This is a genomic window from Corallococcus carmarthensis (genome assembly GCF_003611695.1).
GTDB lineage: Bacteria > Myxococcota > Myxococcia > Myxococcales > Myxococcaceae > Corallococcus > Corallococcus carmarthensis.
On the sequence record NZ_RAWE01000022.1, the window covers coordinates 14,355 to 40,112 of the forward strand.

At 66.8% G+C, this 25,758-nt stretch carries 25 protein-coding genes and 1 pseudogene; 13 read left to right on the forward strand and 13 right to left on the reverse strand.

Going from position 1 to position 25,758, the window contains the following annotated elements; all coding sequences use genetic code 11:
* Positions 1–132: 132 nt before the first annotated feature.
* From D7X32_RS08965 to D7X32_RS09010, 10 genes are all read left to right on the forward strand, one after another.
* On the forward strand, positions 133–1,266 hold the full coding sequence (locus D7X32_RS08965; RefSeq protein ID WP_120602096.1) for a hypothetical protein: 1,134 nt from the start codon (positions 133–135) through the stop codon (positions 1,264–1,266).
* A gap of 6 nt (positions 1,267–1,272) precedes the next feature.
* Entirely contained in the window at positions 1,273–1,824 is a 552-nt protein-coding gene (locus D7X32_RS46630; RefSeq protein ID WP_244238922.1) for a cell wall protein, read from the forward strand.
* Positions 1,821–2,699 (forward strand): hypothetical protein, encoded by an 879-nt coding sequence (locus D7X32_RS08975; RefSeq protein WP_120602097.1) that lies wholly within the window; start codon positions 1,821–1,823, stop codon positions 2,697–2,699. Before D7X32_RS46630 ends, D7X32_RS08975 begins: the two co-directional genes overlap by 4 nt.
* Positions 2,700–3,479: 780 nt before the next feature.
* Positions 3,480–6,941 carry a HEAT repeat domain-containing protein gene (locus D7X32_RS08985; RefSeq protein WP_158625637.1) on the forward strand — a complete coding sequence of 1,154 codons (3,462 nt, stop codon included), beginning with the start codon at positions 3,480–3,482 and terminating at the stop codon, positions 6,939–6,941.
* Between the two features lie 458 nt (positions 6,942–7,399).
* Positions 7,400–8,440 carry a hypothetical protein gene (locus D7X32_RS08990; RefSeq protein WP_120602100.1) on the forward strand — a complete coding sequence of 347 codons (1,041 nt, stop codon included), beginning with the start codon at positions 7,400–7,402 and terminating at the stop codon, positions 8,438–8,440.
* A gap of 2 nt (positions 8,441–8,442) precedes the next feature.
* Positions 8,443–8,850 carry a hypothetical protein gene (locus D7X32_RS08995; protein ID WP_120602101.1) on the forward strand — a complete coding sequence of 136 codons (408 nt, stop codon included), beginning with the start codon at positions 8,443–8,445 and terminating at the stop codon, positions 8,848–8,850.
* Positions 8,851–9,089: 239 nt separating this feature from the next.
* On the forward strand, positions 9,090–9,800 hold the full coding sequence (locus tag D7X32_RS44900) for a hypothetical protein (RefSeq protein ID WP_147450082.1): 711 nt from the start codon (positions 9,090–9,092) through the stop codon (positions 9,798–9,800).
* Positions 9,801–10,034: 234 nt separating this feature from the next.
* Positions 10,035–10,214, forward strand: coding sequence for a hypothetical protein (locus tag D7X32_RS09000; protein ID WP_120602102.1), 180 nt, complete (start codon positions 10,035–10,037; stop codon positions 10,212–10,214).
* 92 nt (positions 10,215–10,306) lie between these two features.
* Complete coding sequence (locus D7X32_RS09005; protein WP_120602103.1) at positions 10,307–10,948, forward strand: hypothetical protein; 642 nt, start codon at positions 10,307–10,309, stop codon at positions 10,946–10,948.
* A gap of 9 nt (positions 10,949–10,957) precedes the next feature.
* Positions 10,958–11,416, forward strand: coding sequence for an SMI1/KNR4 family protein (locus D7X32_RS09010; protein WP_120602104.1), 459 nt, complete (start codon positions 10,958–10,960; stop codon positions 11,414–11,416).
* 75 nt (positions 11,417–11,491) lie between these two features.
* Here the strand turns inward: D7X32_RS09010 and D7X32_RS09015 are convergent, their stop codons facing one another.
* Genes D7X32_RS09015 through D7X32_RS09025 form a run of 3 tightly spaced genes read right to left on the reverse strand, consistent with a single transcriptional unit; the run spans position 11,492 to position 13,356 of the window.
* On the reverse strand, positions 11,492–12,070 hold the full coding sequence (locus D7X32_RS09015; RefSeq protein ID WP_439328993.1) for a transposase: 579 nt from the start codon (positions 12,068–12,070) through the stop codon (positions 11,492–11,494).
* Entirely contained in the window at positions 12,067–12,603 is a 537-nt protein-coding gene (locus D7X32_RS09020) for a helix-turn-helix domain-containing protein (protein ID WP_120602106.1), read from the reverse strand. Before D7X32_RS09020 ends, D7X32_RS09015 begins: the two co-directional genes overlap by 4 nt.
* 45 nt (positions 12,604–12,648) lie before the next feature.
* On the reverse strand, positions 12,649–13,356 hold the full coding sequence (locus D7X32_RS09025) for a DNA-methyltransferase (RefSeq protein WP_120602151.1): 708 nt from the start codon (positions 13,354–13,356) through the stop codon (positions 12,649–12,651).
* A gap of 212 nt (positions 13,357–13,568) precedes the next feature.
* Here D7X32_RS09025 and D7X32_RS09030 point away from each other — a divergent pair, with 212 nt between their 5' ends.
* Together D7X32_RS09030 and D7X32_RS47810 are read left to right on the forward strand one after the other, a co-directional pair.
* The gene (locus D7X32_RS09030; RefSeq protein ID WP_120602107.1) at positions 13,569–13,892 is read left to right on the forward strand and encodes a hypothetical protein; all 324 of its coding nucleotides are present in this window, start codon (positions 13,569–13,571) and stop codon (positions 13,890–13,892) included.
* Positions 13,893–14,148: 256 nt separating this feature from the next.
* Positions 14,149–14,415 (forward strand): annotated as a pseudogene (locus D7X32_RS47810) (HNH endonuclease signature motif containing protein); the annotation flags it as partial.
* Positions 14,416–14,439: 24 nt separating this feature from the next.
* Here the strand turns inward: D7X32_RS47810 and D7X32_RS46635 are convergent.
* The 5 genes from D7X32_RS46635 to D7X32_RS09060 form a co-directional block, all read right to left on the reverse strand.
* Entirely contained in the window at positions 14,440–14,700 is a 261-nt protein-coding gene (locus tag D7X32_RS46635) for a hypothetical protein (protein ID WP_244238923.1), read from the reverse strand.
* Between the two features lie 254 nt (positions 14,701–14,954).
* The gene (locus D7X32_RS09045; protein WP_120602110.1) at positions 14,955–15,485 is read right to left on the reverse strand and encodes a hypothetical protein; all 531 of its coding nucleotides are present in this window, start codon (positions 15,483–15,485) and stop codon (positions 14,955–14,957) included.
* A 76-nt stretch (positions 15,486–15,561) separates the two neighbouring features.
* Complete coding sequence (locus tag D7X32_RS09050; protein WP_120602111.1) at positions 15,562–16,056, reverse strand: hypothetical protein; 495 nt, start codon at positions 16,054–16,056, stop codon at positions 15,562–15,564.
* A gap of 99 nt (positions 16,057–16,155) precedes the next feature.
* Positions 16,156–16,608: a C40 family peptidase gene (locus tag D7X32_RS09055; protein ID WP_120602112.1), complete on the reverse strand. Its 453-nt coding sequence runs from the start codon at positions 16,606–16,608 to the stop codon at positions 16,156–16,158.
* A 112-nt stretch (positions 16,609–16,720) separates the two neighbouring features.
* Positions 16,721–17,278, reverse strand: coding sequence for a hypothetical protein (locus D7X32_RS09060; RefSeq protein WP_147450083.1), 558 nt, complete (start codon positions 17,276–17,278; stop codon positions 16,721–16,723).
* Between the two features lie 192 nt (positions 17,279–17,470).
* Here D7X32_RS09060 and D7X32_RS09065 point away from each other — a divergent pair, with 192 nt between their 5' ends.
* A complete protein-coding gene (locus D7X32_RS09065) occupies positions 17,471–18,754 on the forward strand; it encodes a serine/threonine protein kinase (protein WP_120602114.1) in 1,284 nt (427 codons plus the stop codon).
* A gap of 21 nt (positions 18,755–18,775) precedes the next feature.
* Here the strand turns inward: D7X32_RS09065 and D7X32_RS09070 are convergent, their stop codons facing one another.
* Genes D7X32_RS09070 through D7X32_RS09090 form a run of 5 tightly spaced genes read right to left on the reverse strand, consistent with a single transcriptional unit; the run spans position 18,776 to position 25,736 of the window.
* Complete coding sequence (locus D7X32_RS09070) at positions 18,776–19,315, reverse strand: hypothetical protein (RefSeq protein ID WP_120602115.1); 540 nt, start codon at positions 19,313–19,315, stop codon at positions 18,776–18,778.
* Positions 19,316–19,324: 9 nt separating this feature from the next.
* Positions 19,325–21,460 (reverse strand): Hint domain-containing protein, encoded by a 2,136-nt coding sequence (locus D7X32_RS09075; RefSeq protein ID WP_120602116.1) that lies wholly within the window; start codon positions 21,458–21,460, stop codon positions 19,325–19,327.
* Positions 21,461–21,470: 10 nt separating this feature from the next.
* Entirely contained in the window at positions 21,471–23,951 is a 2,481-nt protein-coding gene (locus D7X32_RS09080; RefSeq protein ID WP_120602117.1) for a TipJ family phage tail tip protein, read from the reverse strand.
* Between the two features lies 1 nt (position 23,952).
* The gene (locus tag D7X32_RS46190) at positions 23,953–25,011 is read right to left on the reverse strand and encodes a hypothetical protein (RefSeq protein ID WP_208752367.1); all 1,059 of its coding nucleotides are present in this window, start codon (positions 25,009–25,011) and stop codon (positions 23,953–23,955) included.
* Positions 25,005–25,736: a C40 family peptidase gene (locus tag D7X32_RS09090; RefSeq protein ID WP_120602118.1), complete on the reverse strand. Its 732-nt coding sequence runs from the start codon at positions 25,734–25,736 to the stop codon at positions 25,005–25,007. The genes D7X32_RS46190 and D7X32_RS09090 overlap by 7 nt, the downstream gene beginning before the upstream one ends.
* Positions 25,737–25,758: the final 22 nt, after the last annotated feature.

Sequence of the window (25,758 nt, forward strand, 5' to 3'; positions counted from 1 at the left end):
CACCTAGCGCGCGCAACACCAGCAGCACCTGCCGATGACGGGGCGAGGGCCCCCGCTGGACGTCCCAGCGCTCCCGGTTCGAGTCCGGCGTCGGCAACTCCGTCCAGCCGCAACACCAATCCCCGGAGTCGTATGTCTTTCTCCCCGCGTCTTATCGCGCTGGCACTCGTGTGCCTCGTCGCGTGCAGTTCCAGCGAGTACAGCACCCGTGGTGAGTCCGAAGCGAAGCCCCGCGCGGACACGGCTGGCGTCATCCTCTTCGGCCTCCCGTCCTTTCCCAAAAACATGCAGAGCTACTGCCGCAACAGTTCGGACACGGCGATGACCAACTACGAGGCCAAGCGGGGGGCCATCCCCGACGACCTCGTCAAGTGCACCTCCGTCCATCTCCAGGCGGATTGCCTACGCGCAGCCCTCGCAAAGCACAGCTCCAACTGGAGCGGCGCCGACGAGGCCTGGGAGGCACGCTTCCCGGCTGCTGACTGGGACAACCTTCCCAACACCGCCTACGCGGATGCCGAGGATGCATTGGACAATGCGGAGGACACGCATCCGGCGTGCAAGGGCAAAGGGGTGGCGTTGAGGGCCGGAGCCATCGTCGGACACATCCTCGCCGGAGCCGGCACCGCAGACGGCAAGCCCTTGGACTGGACCGCACACAAGAGCCCCGCCCGGGCGGCCACGTTCGACTTCGAGTCGTTCATCCCCGCCCGGGCTGCTGACTTCGGCGCCCCTCGCGAGGCGCAGGAGGTCTGGACAGCTTGGCGCAACGAAGCCATCACCGAGGCCCGCTCGGCGGCCGCCAACGCATACCTCGCACAGAAGGAGGGGCGGCTCGACGTGGACGGCGCGAAGTGCTTCGTGTGGACCCGCTTCTCCCGTGCCTCCGGTGGGAGCATGAGCCTGATTGATGCCCGAGCCATCGCGCTGGGGGAGAAGATCCGGAAGGTCCCCATCAACGCGCCGGCCTGGGTGAAGGCCACGTCGAACAAGATCCAGGATGAGGCCGAGGAGAAGTGCGACGACTCGGACAACATCGGCGTCAAATACATGAACCGCATCGAGAGTGACGCGCGGCTGGCGGCACTTCGCTCCGAGGCGGACGCAGCCATGATGGGAATGCTGAGGTTCGTCAACAACGCGAAGATATTCGTGGAGGCTGCCGCGACTGGTGGACTGAGCCCCGCGAACCTCCCTCTACCGTTCCTCGGCGGGGACCTCGTCGAGAAGTACCGCCCCCACAAGGGCTACGACGGCCCGCTGTAGGCACTGATGTGGCTGGCCAGCGAGAGCGAGGCCGCCGCGACTCCGAAGCACTTCAAGTACCGAGCGGGCGGCACAGCGCGGGCCGCCCGCCCGCTTCCCGCGCGCCGTCACGACGGCGGCGCGATCACCCCCAACAACGAGACGAAAGTGGCGACGAAGACGGAGACGAAGAGCAGTGGTGGCCTGCTGGAGCTGGCAGAGAGGCTGGAGGAGGTCGCGCAGCTGCTGCGTGACACTGTGGCGAAGCTGGGTGGCGTGGTGACGTCCGCGCCCGCGGCGAAGGCGCCCCTGGCGAGCGCGGCCAAGCCGTCGAAGCCCGGCACGGCGAAGGCGGCGCAGGAGGACGGCACGCGCGTGTGCGCCATCAAGGGCTGCGGCAAGCCCAGCCGGACGAAGGGCTACTGCGCGGCGCACTACCAGAAGCTGCGCAACCTGGAGAAGACGAAGCGGCGTCCGGCGGACTGGGTGGACGACGCGAAGCCGAACACGGTGGAGGACGTCCTCCTGCCGCGCGGCCGCGCCGCCTCGAAGGCGCTGGCGGAGGCGAGCGCCCAATGAAGCCAGCGGACGTCAGCGGCCTGCCGAAGGAGCTGGAGGAAGTCCGTCGCATCGCACTGGGCGAAGTGCCCGCCGATGAGGCGCAGGTCCGGGCCGCGCTGGCTCAGGCATGGGCCTGGCTCGCGCCGCTGACGTCCGCACTATTGCCGGCTGAACCGTCGCCCGGCGCGGCGAAGCACACGACCGAGGATGTGGAACGGTGGTTCCGGGCAGTGGTCGCGCGGACAAAGGGTTCCACCGAAACGGTGATGGCCCGGATGCTCCGGGACGCCGCGCTGGAGGGCGCTAAGGTGCCGGGGCTGGTGGCGGACAACGCCGTCCTCCTGAAGCTCGCCCTGGATGACGTCCCCGCGTGCGATTGGCAAAGCGGGCGGGGCACGTGTGACGAGACGGGGCGCCAGCCGCGGTGCCAATTCTGCCTGCGCCGGGATGAGCTGATGAACAGCCCCGGCGCATCCATGCTCGCAGAGCACGAGACGAAGGTGTCCGCCCTCCAGGCCCAGGTGGCGCATCTCACGGCCGAACTGGACAACCTGAAGGACTGCGAGCAAGGGGCGAATGCCGTTGCAGTTGAGGCGATGGCTGCGCAGCGCAAGGCCGAGTCCGAGCAGGACGAAGAACGCAAGGCGGTGGAGGCGATGACGAAGGCCATCGACAAGCACCTCCCCGGCATCTGCCCGGCGCAGTCCCCGGACGAGGGCATCCACCTGCTGGCCGAGCAGCGCGACGCCGCCCAGGCCCGCGTGGCGGAGCTGGAGCGCGAGTTGCGCATTCGCAACGATGACCACGCTTTCGAGCAGGACATGCGCATCAAGACCGAGTCCGAGCGCGACGCCCTCCGCGCAGGTGGAGGCGGTGCGCGACAGGGCGACTGAGGTGGCGGCGGCGCGGCAGGATCTGGCGGAGTGGGATCAGCAGACCGTGCTCTCATTCGAAGGGCTCCAGAAGGAAGGGCTCTCTGCATTCACCGAACTCTCGGCGGCGTTGGGGGAGGTTGTTCCTCGCCATCCCCGCCCCGCCCGCCGAGACGCGAGCCGACGAGGCGTCATGCGCGGGTGACGTCCCACCGTGCGAGGACTCCATGTGCGGCGACCCGGTGTGCACGAAGCACCGCGGCGCAACGCCCGCCCCGAACTCTCCGGCTCTTCCGGAGGGTTCGACTCCGCCCGCCGAACCTGAAAGCGGGGCTTACACGTTGGCGGCGCGACGCTGGCTGGCGGCCGTTGAGCGCGCGGCCTCGAATGAGGCCGTCGCGAGTCGCTACCTAGTCAACGCCAATGGCGCATCCGTCCACCCCGGGGCGCTGCGCGAGGCCGTCCGCTGGGTGCTCCGCGGAGACGAGCCGGTTTGCGGCGAGCCCTCCACCGTGCAGGGCAGCGGCAAACCCGCCTCAAACCCCATGCTGTCCGCGCTCGACGTGCGCACCGCGGCGCCGCCGGGTCTGCGAGTGCGCGCCTTCGTTAACACCGTCATCGCAACAAGGGCCGGGCTCTCCTCTTCCTGTCCCGGCTCCTCACTCGCTTGAGAGAGCGTTGCGGCACTTCAGTGAACCTCTGACCTCTCTGCATCCCGAGCCGCTTGAGGTGCGCCTCTCGTCTCGGGTCCTGGGTTCTGCCAAAATGCCCACGGGGGGCAGCATTCGCATGAGAGAGCACATGCCCAGGCAAATTCTGACGTTGTGGCTCTGCGCCACCATGACACTCGGTGACCTCGCACAGGCCGCGCAGACACAACAGGCACAAGACGTTTCACCGAGGCTCCGCGGGCTGCTCGCAGCTCTCGATGATCCGAGCGGCCAAGTGGCGGCTGGAGCGCTGCGGTTGTTGATCAAGGAGAAGCGGGTTCCGGATGAACAGATCCCGCGTCTCGGCCGCATGCTCAAGGACCCCAATCCGCAAACCCGCCTTGACACAGCGCAGGCTTTGGGAGTCCTCGGCAAGGCCGCCAAGCAGCACGCCCCCCTCCTCACCGGCCTTCTCAGGGATCCAGACGTGTCCGTCCGCCAAGCTGCTGCGGAGGCCCTGGGAGCCATGGGTGAGGCCGCCAAGGATCAGGCTCCCCTCCTCGTCGACATGCTCAAGGACCCGGATGTGAACGTCCGAATTGCAGCAACGTTTGCGCTGAGAGAAATGGGCAAGGCCGCACAGGATCAAACCCTACGACTTACCGGCTTGCTGAAAGACCAGCACGGTGGTGTCCGCGCAGCAGCAGTGCAGGTGCTGGTAGCCATAGGCAAAGTTCCCAAGGAGGAGGCTCCGCACCTCGGCGACCTGCTCAAGGCCCCCAAGGAGAGCGTCCGCTATGCAGCAACGCAAGCGCTGGGCGCCCTGGGCGAGGCAGCCAAGGAGCAAGCTCCACTCCTCGTTGGCATGCTCAAGGATCCGGATAGTGGCGTCCGTGAGGCCGCAGTTCTAGCACTGGGTAACATGGGCGAGGCAGCCAAGGAGCAGGCTCCACTCCTCGTTGGCATGCTCAAGGACCCTAATGAGAATGTCAGTAGAGGAGCAGCAAAGGCTCTGGGCGCCATGGGCGAGGCAGCCAAGGAACAAGCCCCCCTCCTCGTTGACATGCTCAAGGATCCAGACTGGTCCATCCTCATCCCTGCTTTGCAGGCGCTGCAAGCCATGGGCAAGGCCGCCAGGGAACAGGTCCCGCGCATTAGCAACCTGCTCAAGGATCCGTCACCGTTCCGTCGAATTGTAGCAGCGGAATTGCTGGGACACATGGGCGAGGCAGCCAAGGAGCAGGCTCCACTCCTCGTTGGCATGCTCAAGGACCCTAATGAGAATGTCAGTAAAGGAGCAGCAAAGGCTCTGGGCGCCCTGGGCGAGACAGCCAAGGAGCAGGCTCCATACCTCGCCGACATGCTCAAGGACCCTAATGAGAAAGTCCGCGATGCGGCAGTGCAAGCGCTGCAATACATGGGCAAGGCCGCTAAGGATCAAGCTCCGCACCTTGTCGGCCTGCTCAAGGACCCCGAGAAGGACGTCCGCAAGGAAGCAGCGGCGGCACTGGGAGCCATGGGCGAGGCAGCCAAGGAGCAGGCTCCATACCTCGCCGACATGCTCAAGGACCCCGATGAGAAAGTCCGCCTTGCAGCAGCGAAGGCGCTGAGCGACATGGGCGAGTTTGACAGGAAGTACGCGCCTCTAGCTCTGGAGCTTCTGGAGAACGAAACAGTTCAGTATGACTATGAAGCCAAGGGTCTCCTCATGACCATGGCCCCGCTCGAACTCCAGCACGTTGTCCTGCTCCTGGCGAAGGCAAGCGCGAATCCATGGGATCGCAACGACTGGCTGTTATGCGCTCACGTTACGGGCGGTGGTGAGCCACCGGTGGAGCGCGTCCTACGTTGGCTCCCAAGGCGGGCCTTCGCGGGACTCCCAACGGAGCTGACGCTCGAGGAGGCCCGGGAGACGATGCATGCGTTCGCCGTGGTCTGGCAACATTCCGGGAAGTACCCTGACCTGCGGGATGATCTAGCGGAGCAGATTGTACGAGTGGCCAGCCTTACCAAAGGCCAGTGGACGCTCACTGACGACAAGCTACTCGTGCAGCATCAGACAAACCTGAAGGCCTCCTACCCGGCGCATGCCGAGAGACTTCAGGCCATCAGGTCCTCTCTAGAGAGCTGGGGGAGAGTGAAGACCTTCGCGTGGACCTGGGTGGGGCACCTCTGCTTCTGGTTGCTCCTCCTGTTCGTCTACCCACGCTCGCCGCAAGTCCAGGCGGTTTTCTTCTGGAATCCGTGGGTGCGCACCATCACGGGCTTCGGGTATGTGGGCCTTCTGTTGACATGGGTGCCGATCCTGCGGCGCCGCCTCCTCGCGCCCTTTGCGAACCAGCTCCTGGCGGATGCAGATCTCGAGCGTTTCCCCAAGGAGAGTTACTTCCACGGCTCCCAGGTCTTCATCCCGTCCGCGGGCCGGAGCGTCCCCCTGCTCTCCGCCGTCCCCCAGCTGCGAGGCCAAGTGGTCTTGGAGGGAGCCTCGGGCCTGGGCAAGTCGCTGTTCATCCGGTACCTGCTCCGCCACTCGAAGCAGCTCACGGTGTTTCTGCCCGCAGAGCGATGCCGGGAGGGTGTACTTGAGGCCATCCAGGCCAAGCTGGAGGGGCATGCGAAGGACACCGCCTTCCTGCAGAGCATCATTTACAGCGGCGCACTGGACATCTACATCGACGGACTCAACGAGGTGACGGCAGACACGCGTGCTCGCATCGTCCAGTTCGTCGAGCGCAACTTCCACGGCAACATCCTGCTTGCCACCCAGCGCATGGAGTGGACACCGCCCATCACGGCGCGCCTGTACGTGCTGCAGCCCCTCTCCGACGCCCAGGTGTCCGAGTTTCTGGCCAGCCGTGAGGTGCTGCTGGGTGAGAAGGCGCGGCTGCGTGGTCCAGAGTACCTCCAGTCATGTGAGCGATTCGTGCAGCGAGTCCTCGCCCCCGAGCAGCCCGAGGAGCTGCGCCTGTCGATGCGCGAGGTGCTCTCCAACCCGATGGACCTCACCGTCATCGCGCAGATGCTGGGCGAGGGGCACTCGCCGGATCTGTTCCGCCTGCGGCAGCAGCAATACGAGCTGATGGCCAGGGACTACCTGGAGGTCAACCTCGCAGAGTTCCCGCTGAATGGGTTCGCCGAGGAGTGCCACAGGATGCGGCTCGAGGATCGGCCGTCTCTGCCGGAGGAGCGCTTCGGTAAGGAGTTGCTGCGCCTGGAGTCCTTCAAGATCGTGGTGCGCCGGCAGTGGAAGGGGCCTGACGGGCGGGAGCACCGCGAGTGGCGTTTCCGCCATGACAAGCTTCAAGAATTCTTCATCGCCCAGGCACTCCTGGGGCAGGGCAACCCCCGCATTGCCCAGCACATGGACGATCCGCGCTTCCGGGGCGTCTACTTCCTGTTGGCGCTGCTGATGGATCCGGAGAGCGCGCATCAACTGCGAGATCGGCTGGTCGTTCACGCCGCCAGGACCCGCGACCACAGCGTGAGCGATGAGTTCGTCACCCTGCTGGAGGCGCGGCGCAAGTCCGAGCAGCTCCTGCATGCGCCGCCCCCGCGACCGCAGGATGACTCAGATCCCTCAAACAAGCACGGAGGAGGCGAGCGCGTGGCATGAGGCAGCGGCCAGGAAGGTGCGGATGAAGTAGAGGACACCGCGAGTGGACTGGGCAGAGTTTAACAGGAGGACATTTGCGGACACGCCCTGGTCCTCGTCCCGGATGAAGTCTGCCGCGCTTGCATATTGGCCCAAGTTGGAGGGTCGACATGCAGGGGCCTGGAGTGAAGCTGAAGCAGGCGGAGAAGGAGGCGCTGGACGCGCTGATGTCTCGTACGGTGGCGTCTGCGACACCTGCTCCATCCCCGGGCGCAACAACCAGTGCGGCTCGCTGTGCAGCAACCCCGCGCAGTGCCAGTACTCCGCGTCCGGCAACTTCCACACCTGCGGATTCTGACGCCCGCTCGTCTGTGGACGGCCGTCCCTGCCGCGAGATGGGACTGTAGGGCAAGCCCAGAGGGGAGACGCAGGGCACGCGCGCTGCACACCTCCGGAGGGACACGCCTCACGGAGCCAGCATGGACGCCATCTCACGCAGCCGCACCGCTCTCCTCCCCACCACCTACCGCGAGCCCGCAGAGCAGCCCCAGCGCTCCACGCCGAAGCCCCGGGTCCTGGAGAGGTCAATCAACACCGTCGACGCATTCACGCCGCACACGCCCACCCACAAGGCGCTCGTAGACCAGGTCCGCCGCACGACGACGCCCACGGCCATCTCCATCCGCCCGCCTACCGAGGGTCTGACGAAGTCGGCGGAGAGCGAGCCGCGCGTCTCCGCCCAGGGCTTCTTCAGCTCCGTCGGCGACGCGCTGAAGGACTTCGGCGGGCGCGTGGTGGACGGAGTGGCTGGCATCGGCAAAGGCATCTACGACAGCGTCAAGGGCACCCTGAAGAACACCTGGGAGATGGCGGAGACGTTCGGAAAGGGCATCGCCAACATCTTCACTGGCCGCTTCGCGGAGGGCTTCACCCAGCTCGGACTGAGCGTCCTCAAGGCCATCCAGACGCCGACGGACGGGCTCCTGCGCCTGGGAGGAAGCATCCTCAGCGCCATCCAGACGATGCTCTTCATCGAGCCCACGAGCCGCAAGCTGACGGGCGACGAGCTGGCGGCGCTGCACGAGGTGTACGGGGACTCCATCGACTACACGCGCATCGAGATCAAGGAAGGCAACGCGGGGCTTCTCACGGTGGGGGGACGACCCTTCACCCATGGGGACACCATCTACATTCCCAAGGACTCACTGCCCCTGCAGCCGGAACTGCTCGTGCACGAGGCGGCCCACGTGTGGCAGCACCAGCACGGGGGCAACGACTACATGTCCGAGGCCCTGGTGGCGCAGCTCTTCGGCGACGGCTACAACGTCGGCAAGGCCCTCCGGCAAGGCAAGTCCTGGGAGCAGATGAACCCGGAGCAGCAGGCGGAGTTCATTGAGTTGGCCTTCGGTCAGGGCTGCTTCGAGACGCCGCCGGCGCCGTTCGAGCTCGGCGGCAAGGACTACACTCAACAGCTTGAGGCCGCGAAGAAGTCCCTCCGCGCCGGCCAGGGAGCACCGTGACCATGCGCCTCCACCGCGTCTTGCCGCGCGCGCTCGTCGTCCTCCAGGTGTTGCTCCTCACCGCCTGCCAACCGCCGCTGGAGGTGACGCTCGCCTCCGGCAACGAGCGCCTGCCCGGCCCCGTCTTCCTCGTCGACGAGCCGTCCCAGGACGGGGGGCCGCCGCGGTACGACGTCATCCGCGTGCTGTCCGCAGACGGGACGCAGGTGTGGCACGTCCGCGCCCTCTCCTTCGGTGGGACGCGCGGACGCCGCGTCGTCTACGGCGAGGTGCCGGAGGGCTTCGAGACGGTGCAGCCCCCACAGCCCTTGGAGAGCGGGCGTCTCTACAGCATCGGCGTCTCAGGGGAAGCGTCGGGCGCGCTGCGCTTCATCGTCGGACAGGACGGCGACGTCCGGCCGGAGAAGTAGCCGCCCGCCGGACTGGAGCGCGGCACCGCGAATGCGGCGTTCGAGTAGGCAGATGATGAGAATGACCGCCGCCAAGGCCACTATAGGCGGGCCGGAGGTGCTTTTGCCATATCTGCGCAAGCATACCGTCACATTGCCAAGCTTGACAGAGGGCAAGATATTGGGCTTTGCCGGCTTGTCCTTACTTTTCCGCCTGTGCTATAGTTGAACTACAACCCATTGCCCTTCCTAATCTTCCTATGAAATCATCAAGCGCACTTCTTGTTCCTTTAGCCGCCTTCTTGATCCTCGCCGGCTGCGGCGGCACTCAAGATGAGGCGTTCAATACACTGGAAGACCAACTAAATGCTCTGATTGCACATGAAGAAGGAAGCTCCAGCGGGGAAGCTTGGTCGCAGCGTATCACTCAAGATGCTTTGACAATCTCGCTTTCATCAGACAGCGATCCACAATCGGTCGAAAGGAAGTTCGAATTAACGATTAAGGACAACAAGAGCATCCCAATCGAGGAGGAACTTGGGCATACCGAGATTTTGCCCTCATCGGATCTTAGCCTTCTGGTTCTTCATTCCAGTGCCAGCAATGGCATTTACATCTTCAGCCTTGGAACCGACCAGAATCGCAAGGCAATTGAGCTTTTGAAGAACGATCCGATCCTCAAGACCGCCATCAAGGCTGACGTGCTTTGCGATGGGATAGCACTATCTTCCGGTTCCTGGAGGCGAGATGCTCTTCATCCAAAAGATGAAGTTTCGGCCTTTTATGCCCAGCCTGATAGTGGCGGTGGCGGTGGCGGTGGCACGGCACCTTCCTGCACCTCAGGAGGCGCAGGCTCTTCAAGCTGCTCCATCTCGGAGGCTTATAACATGGGCTGCAGCGTTACCTGTAACGCCGGCTATTACGCCTGCTGCATGTCGAGCAACACTACATGCAAGTGCTTCAAGGGGTAAGTCCTTCCTCTACATCGTTGCCTCCAAGTCCTTTCTCGTGGACAAGATCAACGACCCCTCAATTCTGAGAACTGCAAGGTTCGCCACCACGAGAACCCTGTGTCGGGGGATTCCCTAGATTGTTGGACTGCGCGCGCGGCGTTACTCGTCGTCCAAACTCGGGCGGGAGGAGGCGCAATGATCCGCTTGGGGTTGTAGCGCCCCTTCGGTGAGGCATGGCCTCCCTCTTCCGCCGTGCCCTCACGGCCTTGGGCTTCCTGCCCAGCCGCCAAGGGCCCCCTCGTCCACGGCCTGCCCATCTTCTCGTTCTCGCCCCGGCGCGGCAGCCGAGAGGTGCTCGTTGCGTACCGGGAGAACGAGGGGCTGCACGTCGTGGTGGACCAGGACGGCAGCGTGCGACCGGAGAAGGAGTAGCGCGCCTGGGTCGGTCCGCGCGTCCTACCCAACAGGATGCACTCGCGGCCGTGACTTAACTTTCTCGTTTTGCCGTGCTGGCATGTTGAGCCATGTCAGCCGCTTTCGTCCTCCGCAGCGCCGTGAGCGCCGCCGCGATCCTCGCCCTCGCCGGGTGCGGGTCGGCTACCGTCGGTGGGGGTGGTAGTTCTGCGCGTGCGAAGTGGGTCGGCTCGGTCGTCAGGACGCCGGACGGCGGGCAGCTGCGCACGACCATCTACTACGGGCCCTGGCAGTGCAGCGCCGCGTTCCTGTCCCGCTGCGAGTCGAAGTGCGCGGCGCAGGGCTACCCTCTCATGGGCTGCATGTGGCTGGCCGACATCAAGGGGGACTGGCAGGGGCGCTACCTCTTCATGCCCGCGGAGGCCGGTGGCCGCCTCGCCATCACCCACTGCTGTTGCGATTACCCGACCGTGTCGAACGGCCGCCAGTTGCGGGAGAAGTGGAAAAACGCCCGTGAAGGCTTTCGTCGCCAGTGGGGCTCTGAGTTCGGAGAGTGGCCGTCAACGAACGGGGCCAACTGGCAGGGCCACCACATCTTCGATTTGGCGCACGGCGGTCCGCCGGTGGCGCCCGACAACGTGCTTCCGGTGCCGCAGGACGTCCACCAAGTCTTCAACGACGAATACCCCGCCTGCTACGCCCCTGGCGGCAAATGGCTCACGCCAGGTCCCGCGCGGCCGTACGTGGACTGAGGAGCCACCATGTCCATGGAAAGCCTGCTGGCCGAAGTCTCCCGACTCCACTTCCCTCGCCCTCCTGCCACGCTCGCGCAGGTCGCCGCCTTCGAGGCACGCGTGGGGTGGAGGCTTGATGAGGACCTGCGCGCCTTCTACCTGCACTGCGATGGATGTGATCTCTTCGTTTCCTCGCCGGACACCCGCTTCCGCGTGCTGCCGCTGGAGCAAATCATGCGGGCGCGCATCGCCGTCCGCGGCAACGACAGGGACGAAGCCGGAGCGGCATCCCTCTACACGCTCGTGGACATGCAGGACTCCGACTACGTCGTCCTGGACGTGGCACGGAGTGAGTCCGGCCGCTACTCCCTCTTCGACGCGTGGCACGAGACGTTCCCCGAACTGGTGCCTGTTGCATCGTCCTTCAGCGAGTTCCTGGAGAAGGCGCTTCGCAGCAGCAACAGCGCCTTCTGGCTGGACGGATGAGCCCGCCGGAGGGCTGAGCGGTTCCGGTTTCTCGCCCTAATTTGAGAGGGAAAACCGGAACCGGGTGCGACTCATTCACGCCTCGGGTAATCCGGTCGTCGTCCAAAGCGAGCCGAAGAGCTTGAGGACGACGTGAGGCCGTGTCCGGAAGTAGCCCAGGCCCGAGCGCAGCGCCTGTTGCAACTCGGTCATCTCGTCGAAGAGAAGGTTGTGCGTGGCCCGCTGGCGCAGGGGCCGCCACAGCCGTTCAATGGGTTGAAGCTGAGGGCTGTAGGGCGGCAGCCGGTACAGGGAGAGGTGCGGGAAGCGGCGCAAGGCCCAATCCACGGGGCGCCCGCGGTGCCAGGGCGCGTTGTCGATGATGAGGACGACTTGCCGCCACGCCGTGGCGGGATAGGCGCGGGCGACGTCGAGCAGGTGGTGGGCGAAAGCCACCTGCATGCGCTTTGTCTTGGAGAGTCCATCCTTGCGACGCGCTCGGGTGCGGCTGCCGTACAGCCTGCTCGTCACCGCGCCCGTCGTGAGGTTGGCGGAAGCGAAGGTGTGCACCACGTCCTTACAGTCGCGGGTGCCAATGACGGGGCGGCATCCCTTCACGCCCAGCGTCGCCGTCAGCGTCGGCACCATGGGAAATCTCGCTTCGTCCTGGCTCAAGAGGGCGATGTCACCTGCTTGCGCCTGGCGTTTTTTTCACTCAATTCCTGCCGCGCCTGCTGCTGGCGTGAAGCGTCCGCGCGAAGGAAGCGATAGGTGGGCCGGTACAGACGCACGCCATGGCGACGGCAGAAGTCCCCCATGGCCGTCTCCCGCGCCCGAATCCCCGTCTGGCGGTAGAGGAAGTCCGCCAGCGCCTCATGCGTCCAATTCGCCCGCTTGACGCCGCAGGCCCTTGGCCCCCGCTGGACCCAGCCCAGAATCACTGGCGCCAGCCCCTCGGGAATCAACGGCGTGCGGCCCGGTGCCCACTGAATCCTCAACCCGCTCAAGCCTCCCGCTCGATAGCGGGCGAGGAAGCGCTGGACGTTGCGTGGCGTCGTCCCCAGGTCCTCGGCAATCTGCTGCTGGGAGCGCCCTCGGGACGTCATCAGCACCGCCTGGCACCTCTCACGCAGACGTCGGTCCTCCGTCGTGCGGAAGCAGGATTCCAGCTCGCTCCGCTGCTCCTCGCTCAGCGCCAGTCCGCTCATGCTCCTTCAACCCGGCTGACACGACGGATTCTTCCGGGCCGTGAATCAGGCGGCGCGGGCAACCGTGGCCGCGCCTGCCTCAAGGCGCCGCGCGGCGGCCTCGCAGTAGCGCTCTTCCAGTTCCACGCCGACTGCGCGGAGCCCAAGTGACTGCGCGGCGACGAGCGTGGCCCCGGAGCCGACGAACGGATCCAGGACGAGGCCGCCCGTCGGGCAGGAGCGCTCCAGCAGGTAGCTCAGCAGGTTGACCGGCTTCTCGGTGGGGTGCGTGCGCGCCCGCGCGGGCACCGGCGGGTAGCCATCGAGGACCGCGCCGTGCCGCTTCCCAGCGAGCGCGCGACGTGTCGGCCCGGCGCCGTGCAGCACCACCTCGTAGTCCGGCGCGAAGCTGGCGGCGCAGTCACCCATGCCGCCGCGCGCCTTCCACCACATCAGCGCGCCCTTGATCTTCAGGTGGGCGCTAGCCGCGTCGAAGAAGTCCGGCCAGCTCTCCCAGTGGCAGAAGACGAAGGCGTGCAGGTCCGGCTTCAGCGCGGGCCCCGCAGCCGTGAGCGCCTGGCGGAAGACGCGCATGCCCTGGCGGGAGCCGTCCGCACGAATGGCGGCGCCGCTCTTCCCCTTTGCCTCGTAGGCCATCCCGTAGGGCGGGTCGGTGAGGAGCACGTCCACGGATCCGGACGGGAGTCCGGGCAGCGCGTCGCGGCAGTCGGCATGGAGCAGGGTGATGGTGTCGGTCTGGAAGTAGGGCTTCACTCTGGGGGCCTCGTCGGGCACGTGGGGCGAGGTGCACCACACGCGCGCGTGGTGCACACGGGATGCCGCTCGGCTGCCATCCTCACTATCCAGACGTACAGTTCTCAGGAAGGACTGCCACATGGACTGGTAGTCCAAGTCCTTCCGGTGCTTCAGTTCGTCATCAAGCGTGGGACGGGGTGTCTCACGTCATCGAAGAAAGGAAGTCTGGAATGCCGCACAGCCGTGAAGTCGTAGACCTCATTGCAGAGCTGAAGGCGCAGCGCCCTGTGGGTGAATTCGAAGTCACCGGACACCACACAGCCGACGAATACATTTGGGTGGCGGTCCGGCACACGGACGGCTCGCCAGCGTGCACCGTGCCGACGAGCATTGTGCCAGCGGATGGCCTGCAGGGCCTGATTCAGCAGTATGGCCGGCAGGAGTTAACCCGGGGAGCTGGCTGCTTGCCGGAGTGCACACGCTGCTCGAAGGAGATGATCTGGCGGCCATTGGACGTGGATGACACCAAGGTCGCGCTCGTCGCCGCTGCGTAGCCCCCTCAAGCAGCAACGGCCCGCCCCGAGTCATCCGGGGCGGGCCGCAGCGCTTCATCAGCCGAACGTCCATCGCACGCCCGCGCCAGCCATCCGCTCGCGCTGATTGGCCTCCACGAAACCGAAGACGCCCAGGTTCTGCCGGAGCCGCGCCCCACCCTCCAGGCGCGCGTAGGCGCCCGTAAGGGAGGTGACGCCCGCCTGGGCCTCCAGGTAGCCCGAACCGGCATGTCAGACCAACGTCGTAGGTTGGGCCATGTCAAACTGCCCGCCAAAACCTCGGAAGCGTCGCAATGTTGCCGAGCGATTCTGGGAAAAGGTCCGCAAGGGAGAGGGGTGTTGGGAGTGGGCCCTTGCCCACCTGCGGGGATATGGGGTCTTCACAGCGAACGGAAAGCACCTGCGGGCGCACCGGGTCGCATGGGAACTGACCAACGGTCCCATCCCAGATGGCATGTTGGTCTGCCACCACTGCGACAATCCTGGGTGCGTCAGGCCCGACCATCTCTTCCTGGGCTCAAATGCCGACAACAGCTCAGACAGGGACTCAAAGGGACGCCAAGCCCGTGGCGCAAAAGTTGTGCCGCTCACCCTCCCACGCGGTGACGAGCACTGGACTCGTCGTCAACCCGATCGCCTGCAGCGTGGTGACGCGAATCCGTCTCGAAGGCTTCGGGAGAAGCTCAAGCGCGGCGAGTCGCATCCAAAGGCGAAGATCACCCGCGAAGTTGTTCTTGAAATCAGGGCGGCTCACGCCGAGGGCGTCTTGGCCAAAGCTCTGGCGGAACGCTTCGGCGTAAGCCGTCATCTGATCTACCGAGTCGTCAAGAAGACGTTATGGGCGCACGTCGTTTCAGAAAAGCCACCTGAGCCCGGCCCCTGCCATCCGGGTTCCTGACGAGGCTTCGGCGAATGCGAAGGCGCCGAGATGGTTGGTCGGTCGATAGCCAACCTCTCCGCGAACTCGCCATCCGCTACCCGATGCCACGGTGGCGGTGATCTCGGCATACCCGTGGCGCACCGGCACGTCGCTCAGCACCCGCGACAGCCCCGCGGCGACTTCTACCCGCGGGGCATCGAAGGGACCGCCGCCACCGCCGCCGTGGCGACCGGGCCCAGCGCGGCGGTGCTGCCGATGGCGCCGAGCGCGAGCTCCAGCGCCTCCGCGCGCACCTTCACGTCGGCCTTCTGCGCGCCGTGGATGGAGGCGAACTCCAGCTTCACGGCCTCCTGCTCCCAGGGCTTCAGCGGGCGCCAGCCGTTGGCCTTCAGCCAGGAGTCCGCCACCTCCAGGCCCTTGGCCACCTTGTCGAGGGCGTTCTCCTCCTCGTCCATCGCGGCGAAGTCCTCCACCACGTGGAAGGCATGGAAGGCCACGGTGGCGACGATGCGCTTGCGCCGGGTGGTAAGCCAGGTGCCGCCGGCGAAGAGGCCGACGGCACCGGCGACGATGCCCAGGCCGATGCCGATGTTCCCCGGTGTGAACAGCGCGTCCAGGATGCTGGAGCTGGCGCCGGTGGACGCCTGGGCCAGGGCCGCCGGAGCGGCGAGGACGACCGGGAGACACGCGGCCAGGGTGAGACGCTTCTTCATGGGGTGCTTCTCCTTCTGGGGTGTGGGGCTCCCGGGAGCGCCCCGGGCGAGCGCCGGCAGCTGCCGGAGGAAGACGTCAGACGCGCGGCATCCAGTTCCAGCAGCCGGGCACGGGCGCCTCGGTGGGGGCCTGGGACACGTCGGACGCCGTGAAGGGCAGGAAGCGGGGCGGCTTCACCAGGAGCTCCACGGTGCCGTCGTCGTTGACGGCGGTGATGTCCGCCGCGCACACCACCTCGTCGCGCTGGTAGTGGACGGCCCGGCCGACGCTGGGCTTCTGCCCGGGCGGCACCATGGGAGCGCCGACCGGGCCCGGCGGCACCGCCACGGACGCGACCGGGGTGTTGATGGCCTCGGCCACCGCGAGCCAGCCGGCGCGAACCAGCGCGGAGCACTTCTCGAACGGGGGCAGCTCGGCGCCCGTCACCGCGGAGCGCCCGCCGGTGACGCTGCCGTAGCAGGTGTAGAGCGTGAGGGCCGTGGCGAGCTTGCCGGGGCTGGCCTGGGCCAGAGCCCTTTCGGCGGCGGTGATGAGATCGGCGGGCGGCGTGTACGGCGCGGGTGAGGACATGCTGGTGCTCCTGGTGGTGCTGCGGGTTGGACGTCGGGAAAGAGATTCGGCGGCACAGCGGCACCCGAAGAGAGCGCGCCATGGGCAGGCAGGTGCAACTCAGGAGACGAAGGGCAGGCGCCGGAAGCCGAGAACGTCGGGGCGGTACTCCACGCGGGTGAAGGACTTCACCTTCGCGTCCGCGCGCACCGCATCGTCCAGCGTGAGCGTCTTGCTGCCGCCCCCGGAGGCGCCCACCACGACTCCCGCGCCCACGTGCACCATGACGTGGTCCGGATCGCCGGCCTTGCCGTACAGCACCAGGTCTCCAGGCTGCAGGTCCGCCGCGCTCGCCACCGGAGCGCACTCCGCCCACAGCCGGTCCGTGTTGTGCGTCGCGCGCCAGTCCTTCCCGCCCACCTGATTGAAGCACCACGTCACGAGGCCGGAGCAGTCGAAGAGGCGCGGGCCATCCGCCGCGGCTCGCTGGCCCTTCGCGCCCCAGCGGTAGGGCGAGTGCATCTGCGCGAGGACGAGCTGAAGGAAGGCGGCGCGCTGCGAGGTGATAGGCATGGTGAGGCTCCGGCTGCTGGGAGTAGGCGGCGTCATGGAGAAGCGCTGACCCAGACCGCCAGGACGAGGGCGGCGCACACGGCGAGCATGTGCGCGGCGAAGAGGGAGAGGCTCACCGGCGCCTCATGGGGGAACCGGGCTCGGACGCGTCCTGCGTGAGCTGGTGCTGGGCGGGCGCCTGGGCCTGGACGAACCAGCGGCCGCAGTCGCGCAGCCCAGCGAGCCCCAGCAGGCCGACGACGACGCCCACCACCCACAGCGCCCCAGCCTGACGGGAGTTCCGGTGCTCCTGCGCGTCCTGGCGCTCCCGGATGGCGGGGATGGCCTCCACCGCAACCCCGTGGGCGGCCGAGGACTTCTCCAGCGCCTCCACCTTCGCTGCCAGCCCGGGCACCGCACCGACGGCCGGCGCGTGCTCCGTCACGCGCCGGTCCACCTCCATGATGCGATCTTCCAGGCGGCGCACCTGCTCGGCGGTGGCCATGCGCTCGCCGACGCCGCGCACCTCCGTCTGGACGCCCTCCATGAGCCGGTGGAGGTCCACCGCCATCCGCTCGGCGGCTTTCAGCGCCGTGCCTGCGCGCTCGTTCGTCGCCTCCTGCTGGGCGGCAAGCCGGGCGAGGTCCTCACGGACAGTGTTGTCGGGGGTACGGCGGGGAGCGGGGGGCATACCGCCGCATGGTCAACGCTCGCGTGGACGGTGTCCGGCGGCACTTGTGCGAGCCCGCCCACCGAATCAGCAGCAAACAGGAGTCGTAGACGCCCCAGGAACACAGGTTCAGATGACAAGCAATAAGTCCGTTCTATAGCGTCTGCCGGAACGCAGGCTCTCTACTTAGCAATCGGACTCTAAAAACCATCCATGCGAATCATTGAAGAAATCGACAGTGGCGGCTTCGGCAAAATCGAGAAAGTAGAACTCTCAGACGGCACAATCGCCGCAAGAAAGACTTTCTCACCCAGCGTCAAGGTGGCAACCAATGAGGAGCGCGAGAAGCTAAGAAAACGATTCTGCCGAGAGGTGCGAATTCAGCGCGGACTATCGTCCGACCTGTTCCTGCCGGTGCTTGACGCCGATCTTAACGGGCCCGCACCTTGGTTCACAATGCCGCTCGCCGACAAGTCATACATTGAGCAGATCGAAGAAGACAAGCAGTCCGGGATCATTACCAGCGAAGCTCTTGCAGACATTCTTAACGGATTAGAGGAACTACACAGGCTTGACTATGTACATCGTGACTTAAAACCCGCGAACATCCTTCTTCACGAAGGAACATGGAAACTGGCCGATTTCGGGTTGGCCTTGCCTCCGAACGGAGGGACATCCAGACTGAGTTCGCAGTATTCAGCGTGGGGCTCAGAACACTATGCAGCCCCCGAACAATACACCGACTTCTCAAACGTTCGACCTTCTGCCGACATCTACTCGTTCGGCTGTATTCTTCACGATCTCGTAGCAAACGCGAGCAGAATCCCTTATCAGCGGCAAACCTGTAGCGGGCCGTTCGCCCCAATCATAGAAAAATGCACCGAAACAATCCCAACAAAGCGCTTCAAGACAATTAGCGGGCTTCGATCCGCACTTCTAGGTCTCCTCGCTCAGCCGAACAGCATCAAGATCTCTCTCGAATCAGGGGAGTGGATCAAAGAACTCGACTCAGTCAACACCTGGACAATCGAAACTGTCGCAAACTTCGAGCGCTACTTAAAAACAACCGACACGGAGCAAAAATGGGCCATCCTGGATAAGTTCAATGAAGAAACTATCACCATCCTGTCGAAACTCGACCCAGACCTTTGGCTGTCGCTAGGGCTGGTTTATTCCGACTGGGCACGCGGATCATTCGACTTCTCATACTGCGACGTGGTTGCAGTGCGCCTGCTCGCCATCTTCAAGTCGACAAGCTCACTGGAGCTCAAGGCATCCATTGCGCTTTCCCTTGCCGAACTTGCATATTCCCACAATCGCTGGTTCGTCATGGAACGACTATTCACGATTTGCGGTCACAGTTGCGACGCAGCCGCAGCCGCTCGAATCGCTCTTGAGATCCAGGCAGAGGAGTTTCAGAGGCCATTCAAGAGATGTGCAGAGGGAATTCGGCGCACGCCAACCATGTTCCATCCAATTATCGCAGGTGTCCTCTGAAGCTCAGAGCCGAGCAAGTCGCTAGTTCGTTGCCCCAACGGCTCTGTCCTTTCCGACGCCAAGCAACCAGTCGCGAAAGGCGGGCCAGGAGTCCTCAGTGATGAGTCCGCGTGCGGCAGCGTTCGCCTGCCACTCGCGGATGAGCCCGTCACCGCGCTGGAGCAGCCAGGGCCGCCCGAAGGCGGTCCGCTGCTCCAGCATGTACTTCTCGAACTCGGCCACCGTCTGCTCGAACGTGGCCAGCGGGTTGAAGACGAGCCAGTCGTAACCCTTGTCCTTCGCGTAGAAGCGCTCGTCCTGGCCGACCATCTCTACGGTGGAGTACTTCCCCCAGTCGTCGCTGCTGCCGGGGGCCGCGCCCGCGGACTCCAGCTGCACCAGCTCCTGCTCGAGCGCCGACTTCTTCACCAGCGTGGCGGAGTTCACCTCAGCGGCCGCGCGCGACAGTGCGGCTGAGGCATCGAGCTGCCCCTTGATGCGGGCGATCTCCAGCCGCAGGTCCCGCTTTCGGGCCTCGTTGGCGTTGATGGTGTAGACGTCGCTCTGCGTGAGGGTGGGCATGGCCGACTCCTAGATGGGCTGCTTGATGTTGTGGCTGAGGAGGCCCGCGGACTCGTACGTCCGGGCCCCGTGCACGGTGAGCTTCACGACGGCGCCCTCCCCTTCCGGCGCGACGCGCCGCACGAGCCCCGGGCGCAGGCCCTCCAGCAGCTCGCCGGGCCGAAGCGCGCGGACCTGCGTCCAACCTGCGAAGCGCCGGTAGACGAGGTGGTTGGGCGTCGCAACCAGGACGCGGCCATCCGTCAGCTCCACCCGCCAGCGCGCGGCCCGGTGGCTGGAGGCGGCCGTCACCTCAAAGGTGCCCACCCGGCGCGTGTCCTCGTGCTGGGTGAGGACGCGCATGCCGGGGCGGATGGACGCCGCAGGCACCTCCTGCCCGTCCTCCAGCGTGATGAGCGTCTCGGGCGCTACGCATGTGCCGCCCGTCCCGCCGGAGCCGCCGCCGCCGCCACCCGCGGGCGCGCCACTGAAGGGCGAGGTCGTGGACTTCGCGAAGTTGATGCCCAGCCCGGCGCCGAACGTGGGGGTGAACCACATGGAGGCGCTCACGCCGTAGACGCCGTGCACCTCGCACAGGAGCGCGACGTACTCTCCCAGGTTCTGGCCGTAGAGCCCCGAGAGGGCCGCCGGGTACTGGAAGGTGTGGGTGATGGCGATGCGGTTGACCGCGTTGCCGTCCACTGCGGCGGCGTACTTCCGGTCCGCGAGGGTGATGTAGCGCGTGCCCCGGTACGTGGCGCTGACGCTGCTGTAGTAGTCCACCTTGAGGTAGCGGAGCGCGTCGAGGTTGTCGTCGATGCTGGAGGGCTGGATGAAGAAGTGGTGCACCAGCCAGGAGTGGACGATGGGCGTCGTGTACCGGAAGTAGTCCGTGCACTGGACGTCCAGCCGGTCAATGAGCGGCGCCCCGCCGCGCACGCCCGTGTTGTTGCTCCCCCGGTAGTGGACGCGCCCCGCGGCCGATGTCCCATCCAGCGCCTGGTTGGCCCGGAAGAAAGGCGTGTCCAACAGGTAGCTACCAATCTGCACGTTGCCGCCGGCCGCCTTGAAGGCGGTGCCCACGTTGTCTAGCTTCGCCCCGGCGACGGGCACGCCGTTGCCGTCCTCCGCGTAGTTGGACGTCTGGAGGGTGTTGGCCACAAGCAGGTCGAACGTCACCATCTTCCGCATGGAGATGGCGTCCAGGTACACGGCCTTGCCGGCGTCCGCTCCCACGGCATTGAGCTCGAAGTACAGCTGCACGCCGGTGCACCCGGCCGGGCACGTGCCCTTCAGCTTCACGCGCTGGTAGCCCGTCGTGAGCGTGACGGCGACGGAGGTGATCTGACCGTCGTAGCTGCCGCTCGCCCCCTCCCAGAGAAGGAAGAGCGTCGCGCCAGACTGGGCGAGCGCGGCCGAGGACTTCACCCAGGCCTCGGCGTAGAACTGATCCCCAGCGGTGCACTTGATGCGGCCACCGGGTGCGGTGCTCCGGTAGCCGCCGATGAAGTTGAGGCCCACGAAGCCGCCCCCCACGGGCACGGGCAGCTTGCGGCACCAGCGCCCCTCCTTCGCGCTGGAGGGCTCCTCCACCAGCCTGTCACCCTCGGGGGACTGGCCCAGTGCGGCCGCGCCGGCTTCCGAGTACCCGTTGGGCACCAGGTTGTCCGTGGGCGGCAGCAGCAGGTGCGTGAAGCTGATGGCCGCCGCCGCCACCGCGGCGCTGGTGACGGAGCTCGCCGACATGTGCCGGGCGTAGACGCTCCCCGTCGGCACATTGGAGAGGTCCGCCACTGCCATGGTGAGGGTGTCCGGGTCCGCCACCACGCTACCGCCGAGGACGCGCCAGTTGCTCTGGCTGCCGTTGGTGTAGAGGGCCTGGACAGCGCACTGCACCTCCGTCGGCAGCTTCAGCTTCAGCGGCGCCACCCACCGTCTCTCGGAGGGGCCGAACTTCCGGGGCTCCAGCAGGTAGCTGTCCGTGTTGTTGGGGTCGCTGCCCTCGTAGACGACGACCTGGAAGCCCGCGAGGAGGTGCGCGGGGAGCACCTCCTCGTGCGTCCAGCGGATGTCCAGGTAGCGCGACTTGACGAGCTGTGGGGAGCGGACGCCGTCCACCTCCCGGTCGTAGACGCCGGCCGCTTCTTCCTGCTCGCGCGAGCGCATGCCCTCCCATTTACGGAGGAGGCGTGGACGAAATCCCCAGGGTAAGGGTGGCAGGCACCGTGGGCACGGACACCACGAGGACGCTCGCCGCGCTGGTGCTGTAGTTGCCCGAGGTGTCGATGGCCTTCACGTGCACCAGCTGGTTGGTGCCCGGCGCCGGCAGGGCCCATTCGTAGGTGGTGGCTCGCACCTTGCCGATGAGGCTGCCCACCTCCCAGCTGCTGCCGTAGCGCAGCTCGTAGGTGTCCCGGTCCAGGTCCGGCACCTCCGCCCAGCGCAACGTCGCGGTGCTTCCGTTGAGGACGCAGGTGAGGCCCGTCACGTTGGAGGGAGGGGCCGCCTTGCCCACCACGGTGTGGCTGGCCGAGGCGTAGGTGGTGACGAGGCCGTTGAGGACGGCGGCCACCTGGACGGTGTACTCGCCCGGCAGGCAGTCCTGGAGCTCCCAGAAGTGCGTCTGCACCGGTGGCTCCGACGTCCAGTTGCCGCCCTCGCGCCGCCAGCGCACGCGGTACTCCGTGGCCGTGGCCACCTGCGTCCAGCGGGCCGTCACCATGACCTTCACGCCACCATTCGTCGTCTTGTACAGCGACTCGCCCACCGCGAGGCCCGCAGGTGGCGCGGACGAGGGCAGCACGGACGTGGGCAAGGGCTGCAGCTTCACGCCGTGCTCCACCTCCGCGTACTTCCCCGGCTCGTGGCGCAGGGCGGTGATTTCGTAGAGGTGCGGCTCCACCTCCGCGACGTTGAGGATGCGCCAGAGGGTGGGCGTCAAGTCGGACGCGGCCAGCACCCAGACGGCCTGGGGCTGGGGCGCGGCCGAGAAGGGCGTGGCCACCGTGAGGGCCCGGTACGGCGCCGGCGCGAGCGCGGCCAGCGGGCGCTCCTCCACGGTGCCGTCCGGCAGCACCGCGGAGAGGGCGTACGTCTTCCCTGCTTCCAGGGTGACGTCCGCGTCGAGCTCCACCTGGCTGGCGGTGGCGGCCACCACGCGCCCGCCCCACCTGCGCCCGGCGCGGTATGGGTCCTGGAGCTTCACCACGGCGCCGGGGTTGCGCATGGCGCCCTCGAAGCCGGTGCGGAACGTCACCGTCTCCGTCTCCAGCCTCTCGGTGAGGAGCAGCCACCGGCCCACGCGCTGCGCCTGGCCCCGGGAGGTGCAGCCGAGCGCCACCACCTCGGTGGGGTTGTAGCCGTAGGTGGCGAGGCCCTCTTCGTCGGTGACGTACTCCTGGGCCACCTTGAAGTGGTTGTCCGGGTCGTTCCAGCTGACGAGGGCCACCGTGTGGCGTGCGCGCTTGCCGCTGGAGGCATACGTGAAGAGGCCCTCCACCACGTTGGCCGGCGTGAAGAGGTACTCGGCGTCGCGCGGCGCGTCCTGGGCGACGAAGACGGCGCCGGAGGCCCAGTACGTCATGCCGCGGAAGACGGACGCGAGGTTGTTGATGACCTTGTACGCGTCCTCCTGCGTCTGGAGGTAGAGGTTGCAGCGGAAGCGCGGCTCCATGCCGCCCTTCCCGTCCGGCACCAACTCGTCGCAGTACTTCCCCACCGTGTAGAGGCCCCATTTGTCCACGGCGGCCTCGTTGAGGTAGCGGCCCAGGCCGTAGCGCTTCGTCGTCAGCAAGTCGTAGAAGCACCAGGCCGGGTTGTCCGTCCAGGCCACCTTCCACGTGCCGTCCCAGGTGCCCTCGTACGTCCGGGCCACGGGGTTGTAGTTGCTGGGCACGCGCACCCGCAGCCCGCGAATCCGGTAGCTGCGCGTGGGGATGCTGCTGAACTGGCTCGCCGGCACCTGCAGCGCGCAGAGGGCGGTGTTGGGGAAGGAGAGCTTCTCGTCCAGCAGCGTTGCGTAGGACTTCCAGAGGACCTTGTTCTGCTTCGTGACGCTGTCGGCCTCCTCGCTGACGCGCGTGACGCGGATGTCCCACGGGGGCGAGCCCGTCAGCTCCACGCGGAAGGTGCGCTCGTAGGGGCTGGTGCACTTCCCGCGGAAGAGCTCCGCGCCCTGGAAGGACTGCTCCACGTAGCCGCCGCCGTTGCTCTGCACGGCGATGGAGACGAGGACGCGGGTGGGCAGCAGGTCGCCCGTCGTCGGATCCTGGTAGGTGAGCTGGGGCGCCTGGAGGGTGACGCGCACGGCGTCCACCCCCGGGTCCGTCACGGTGCGCACCACCGGGGTTGCGTGCTTCACCTCCACGCCCACGGAGTACTCCGCCTCGCCGGACGGGAAGCCGGGGATGTACTCCTGGGACTGCGTGCCGCGCACGTCGTAGACGGTGACGCCGGTGAAGTTGAAGGTGCCGTCGGGATTCTGGATGGCGACGCCGTCCAGGTAGACGGACTTCAGCCCGTCGACGAGGCCCTGAATCTCCCCCTCGCACAGCAGGTCCAACACGCGCGCCTTGGAGCTGGACTTCAACGTGTTCGGAGACTCGACGGGCGTCCGCTGGGCGCCGCCCTCCCCCTTGCCGCCGCTGCTGCCACCCATGTCAGTCCTCCACCGTTGGGTCCGCCTTCTTCACGTTGTGGCTGAGGAGGCCGTCGGAGACGTAGGTGTGCGCGCCCGCCACGGTGAGGCGTACCACCGGCCCGCGCTCACCGCGCGTCACCTGGCGCACCACGCCCGGCCGGGCGCCCACCAGTCGCGTGCCGGCCGCGAGGTGCCGCAGTTCCACCCAGGCGTCCTCCGTCCGCACGCGGTGGGTGCCGGTGGCCTCCAGGCGTCGGCCGTCCTCCAACTCCAGCAGCCAGCGGACGCCCTCGGCGGGCTCCGCTGCGATGACGGGGAAGACGTCCCACTCCAGCGTCTCCTCGTCCTGGGTGCGCACCGCCATGCCCACCTGGACTTCGCCTGCCGGCACTTCCCGGCCGTCCGCCAGGAGGATGGGCACCCACGGCGCGGGGCAGGTGCCGCCGCCAGGGGTGGTTCCGCCGACGCCCGTCTGTCCGCTGCCGCTGTTGCCCCCGAAGCCGCCGTCGGACCACTCGGTGACGATGCCGGCGGAGACGACGCAGCTGCCCACCTCCATCTCCCCGTAGCAGATGGGCACCGGGTGGCCCTGGGCGAGCGTGTTGACGGGGCCGTTGAAGACGTAGCTGGGCTTGTTGGCGTCCTTCTCGTCAGGCCCATTCGCGGTGGGCGGGGCGAAGAGGAGCTGGGAGACGCCGCCGGCCATCAGGGAGATGCCCGCGGTGATGAGGGGCACGCCCGCGCCGTACCCGTAGACGGAGAGGACGACGCCGGCGGCGATGAGCACCGCACCCGCCACCACCTGGAACCAGCCGGACTTCGCCCCGGCCAGCGCGGGCATGAGGGTGAGGACGCGCGCGCCGGTGGGCATGCCCAGGTCGTCCTCCCCCACGTCCCGCTTGCCCGCGAAGACGTGGTAGCCGGGCTCGCTGTTCTCCGCGAGGTAGCGCCGGAAGCCGTCGCAGACGGCCGAGAGGGCGCGCACCGCCTCCGCAGGCGAGGGCACCGAGAGGTCCATCTTCCACACGCGCCCGAAGCGCTTCCCCAGCGGACCACCCAGGACGATGGTCGTCAGCATCGGGAGACGTGCCTCACGACGCGCTGGGTGATGCGCTCCCAGAAGCCGGAGTACGTCTCCCGGCCGGACAGGCGCCCCATGACGTGGTGCAGGAGGACATCCCCGCCCAGGTAGACGCCCGCGTGGTTGGGCACCGGGGCGCGCAGCTGCATAAGGAGGACGTCATGCTCGCGCAGGGCCTGGCCCGTCACATCCACGAAGCCCGCCCGGCCGAAGCCCTCCTGGTAGAGGTTGCCACCCTTCGCCCACCAGTCGTCCGGGCGCTCGAAGTCGGGCAGTGCCAGGCCCAGGCGCTCCCGGTAGTAGTCCTGGATGAGGGAGTAGCAGTCCAGGACGCCGTGGCTGAAGGTGCGGCCCACCAGCGGCGGCCGGTAGCCGTCCGGGTACCAGAGGCACCAGTGCCCCACCGGCACGTTGAGGATAAGCCAGGGCAGGCCCCAGCGCTCCATCATCACCCGGTCCGCCTCGCTCGGCTCCGGCGCGGCGTTGGGGTGGGAGTGCACCACTGCCACCACCTCGCCATCCCCTTCCGCCCGCGCATAGTCCTCGGGCGACAGGACGAAGTGCGCCTGGCCGTCGGCGAGGTTCCGGCAGGGCCGGTACCGCTGGGCGCCTCCAACCAGCACCACGAGGCCGCAGGACTCGCGGGGATAGTCCGCCTGGGCGTGTGCGAACGCGGCGCCCAGGACGTCATCAGCCAGCGTCAGCCGGCAGGGGTCGACCATGCCGGCATCGTCGGCGGTAGCG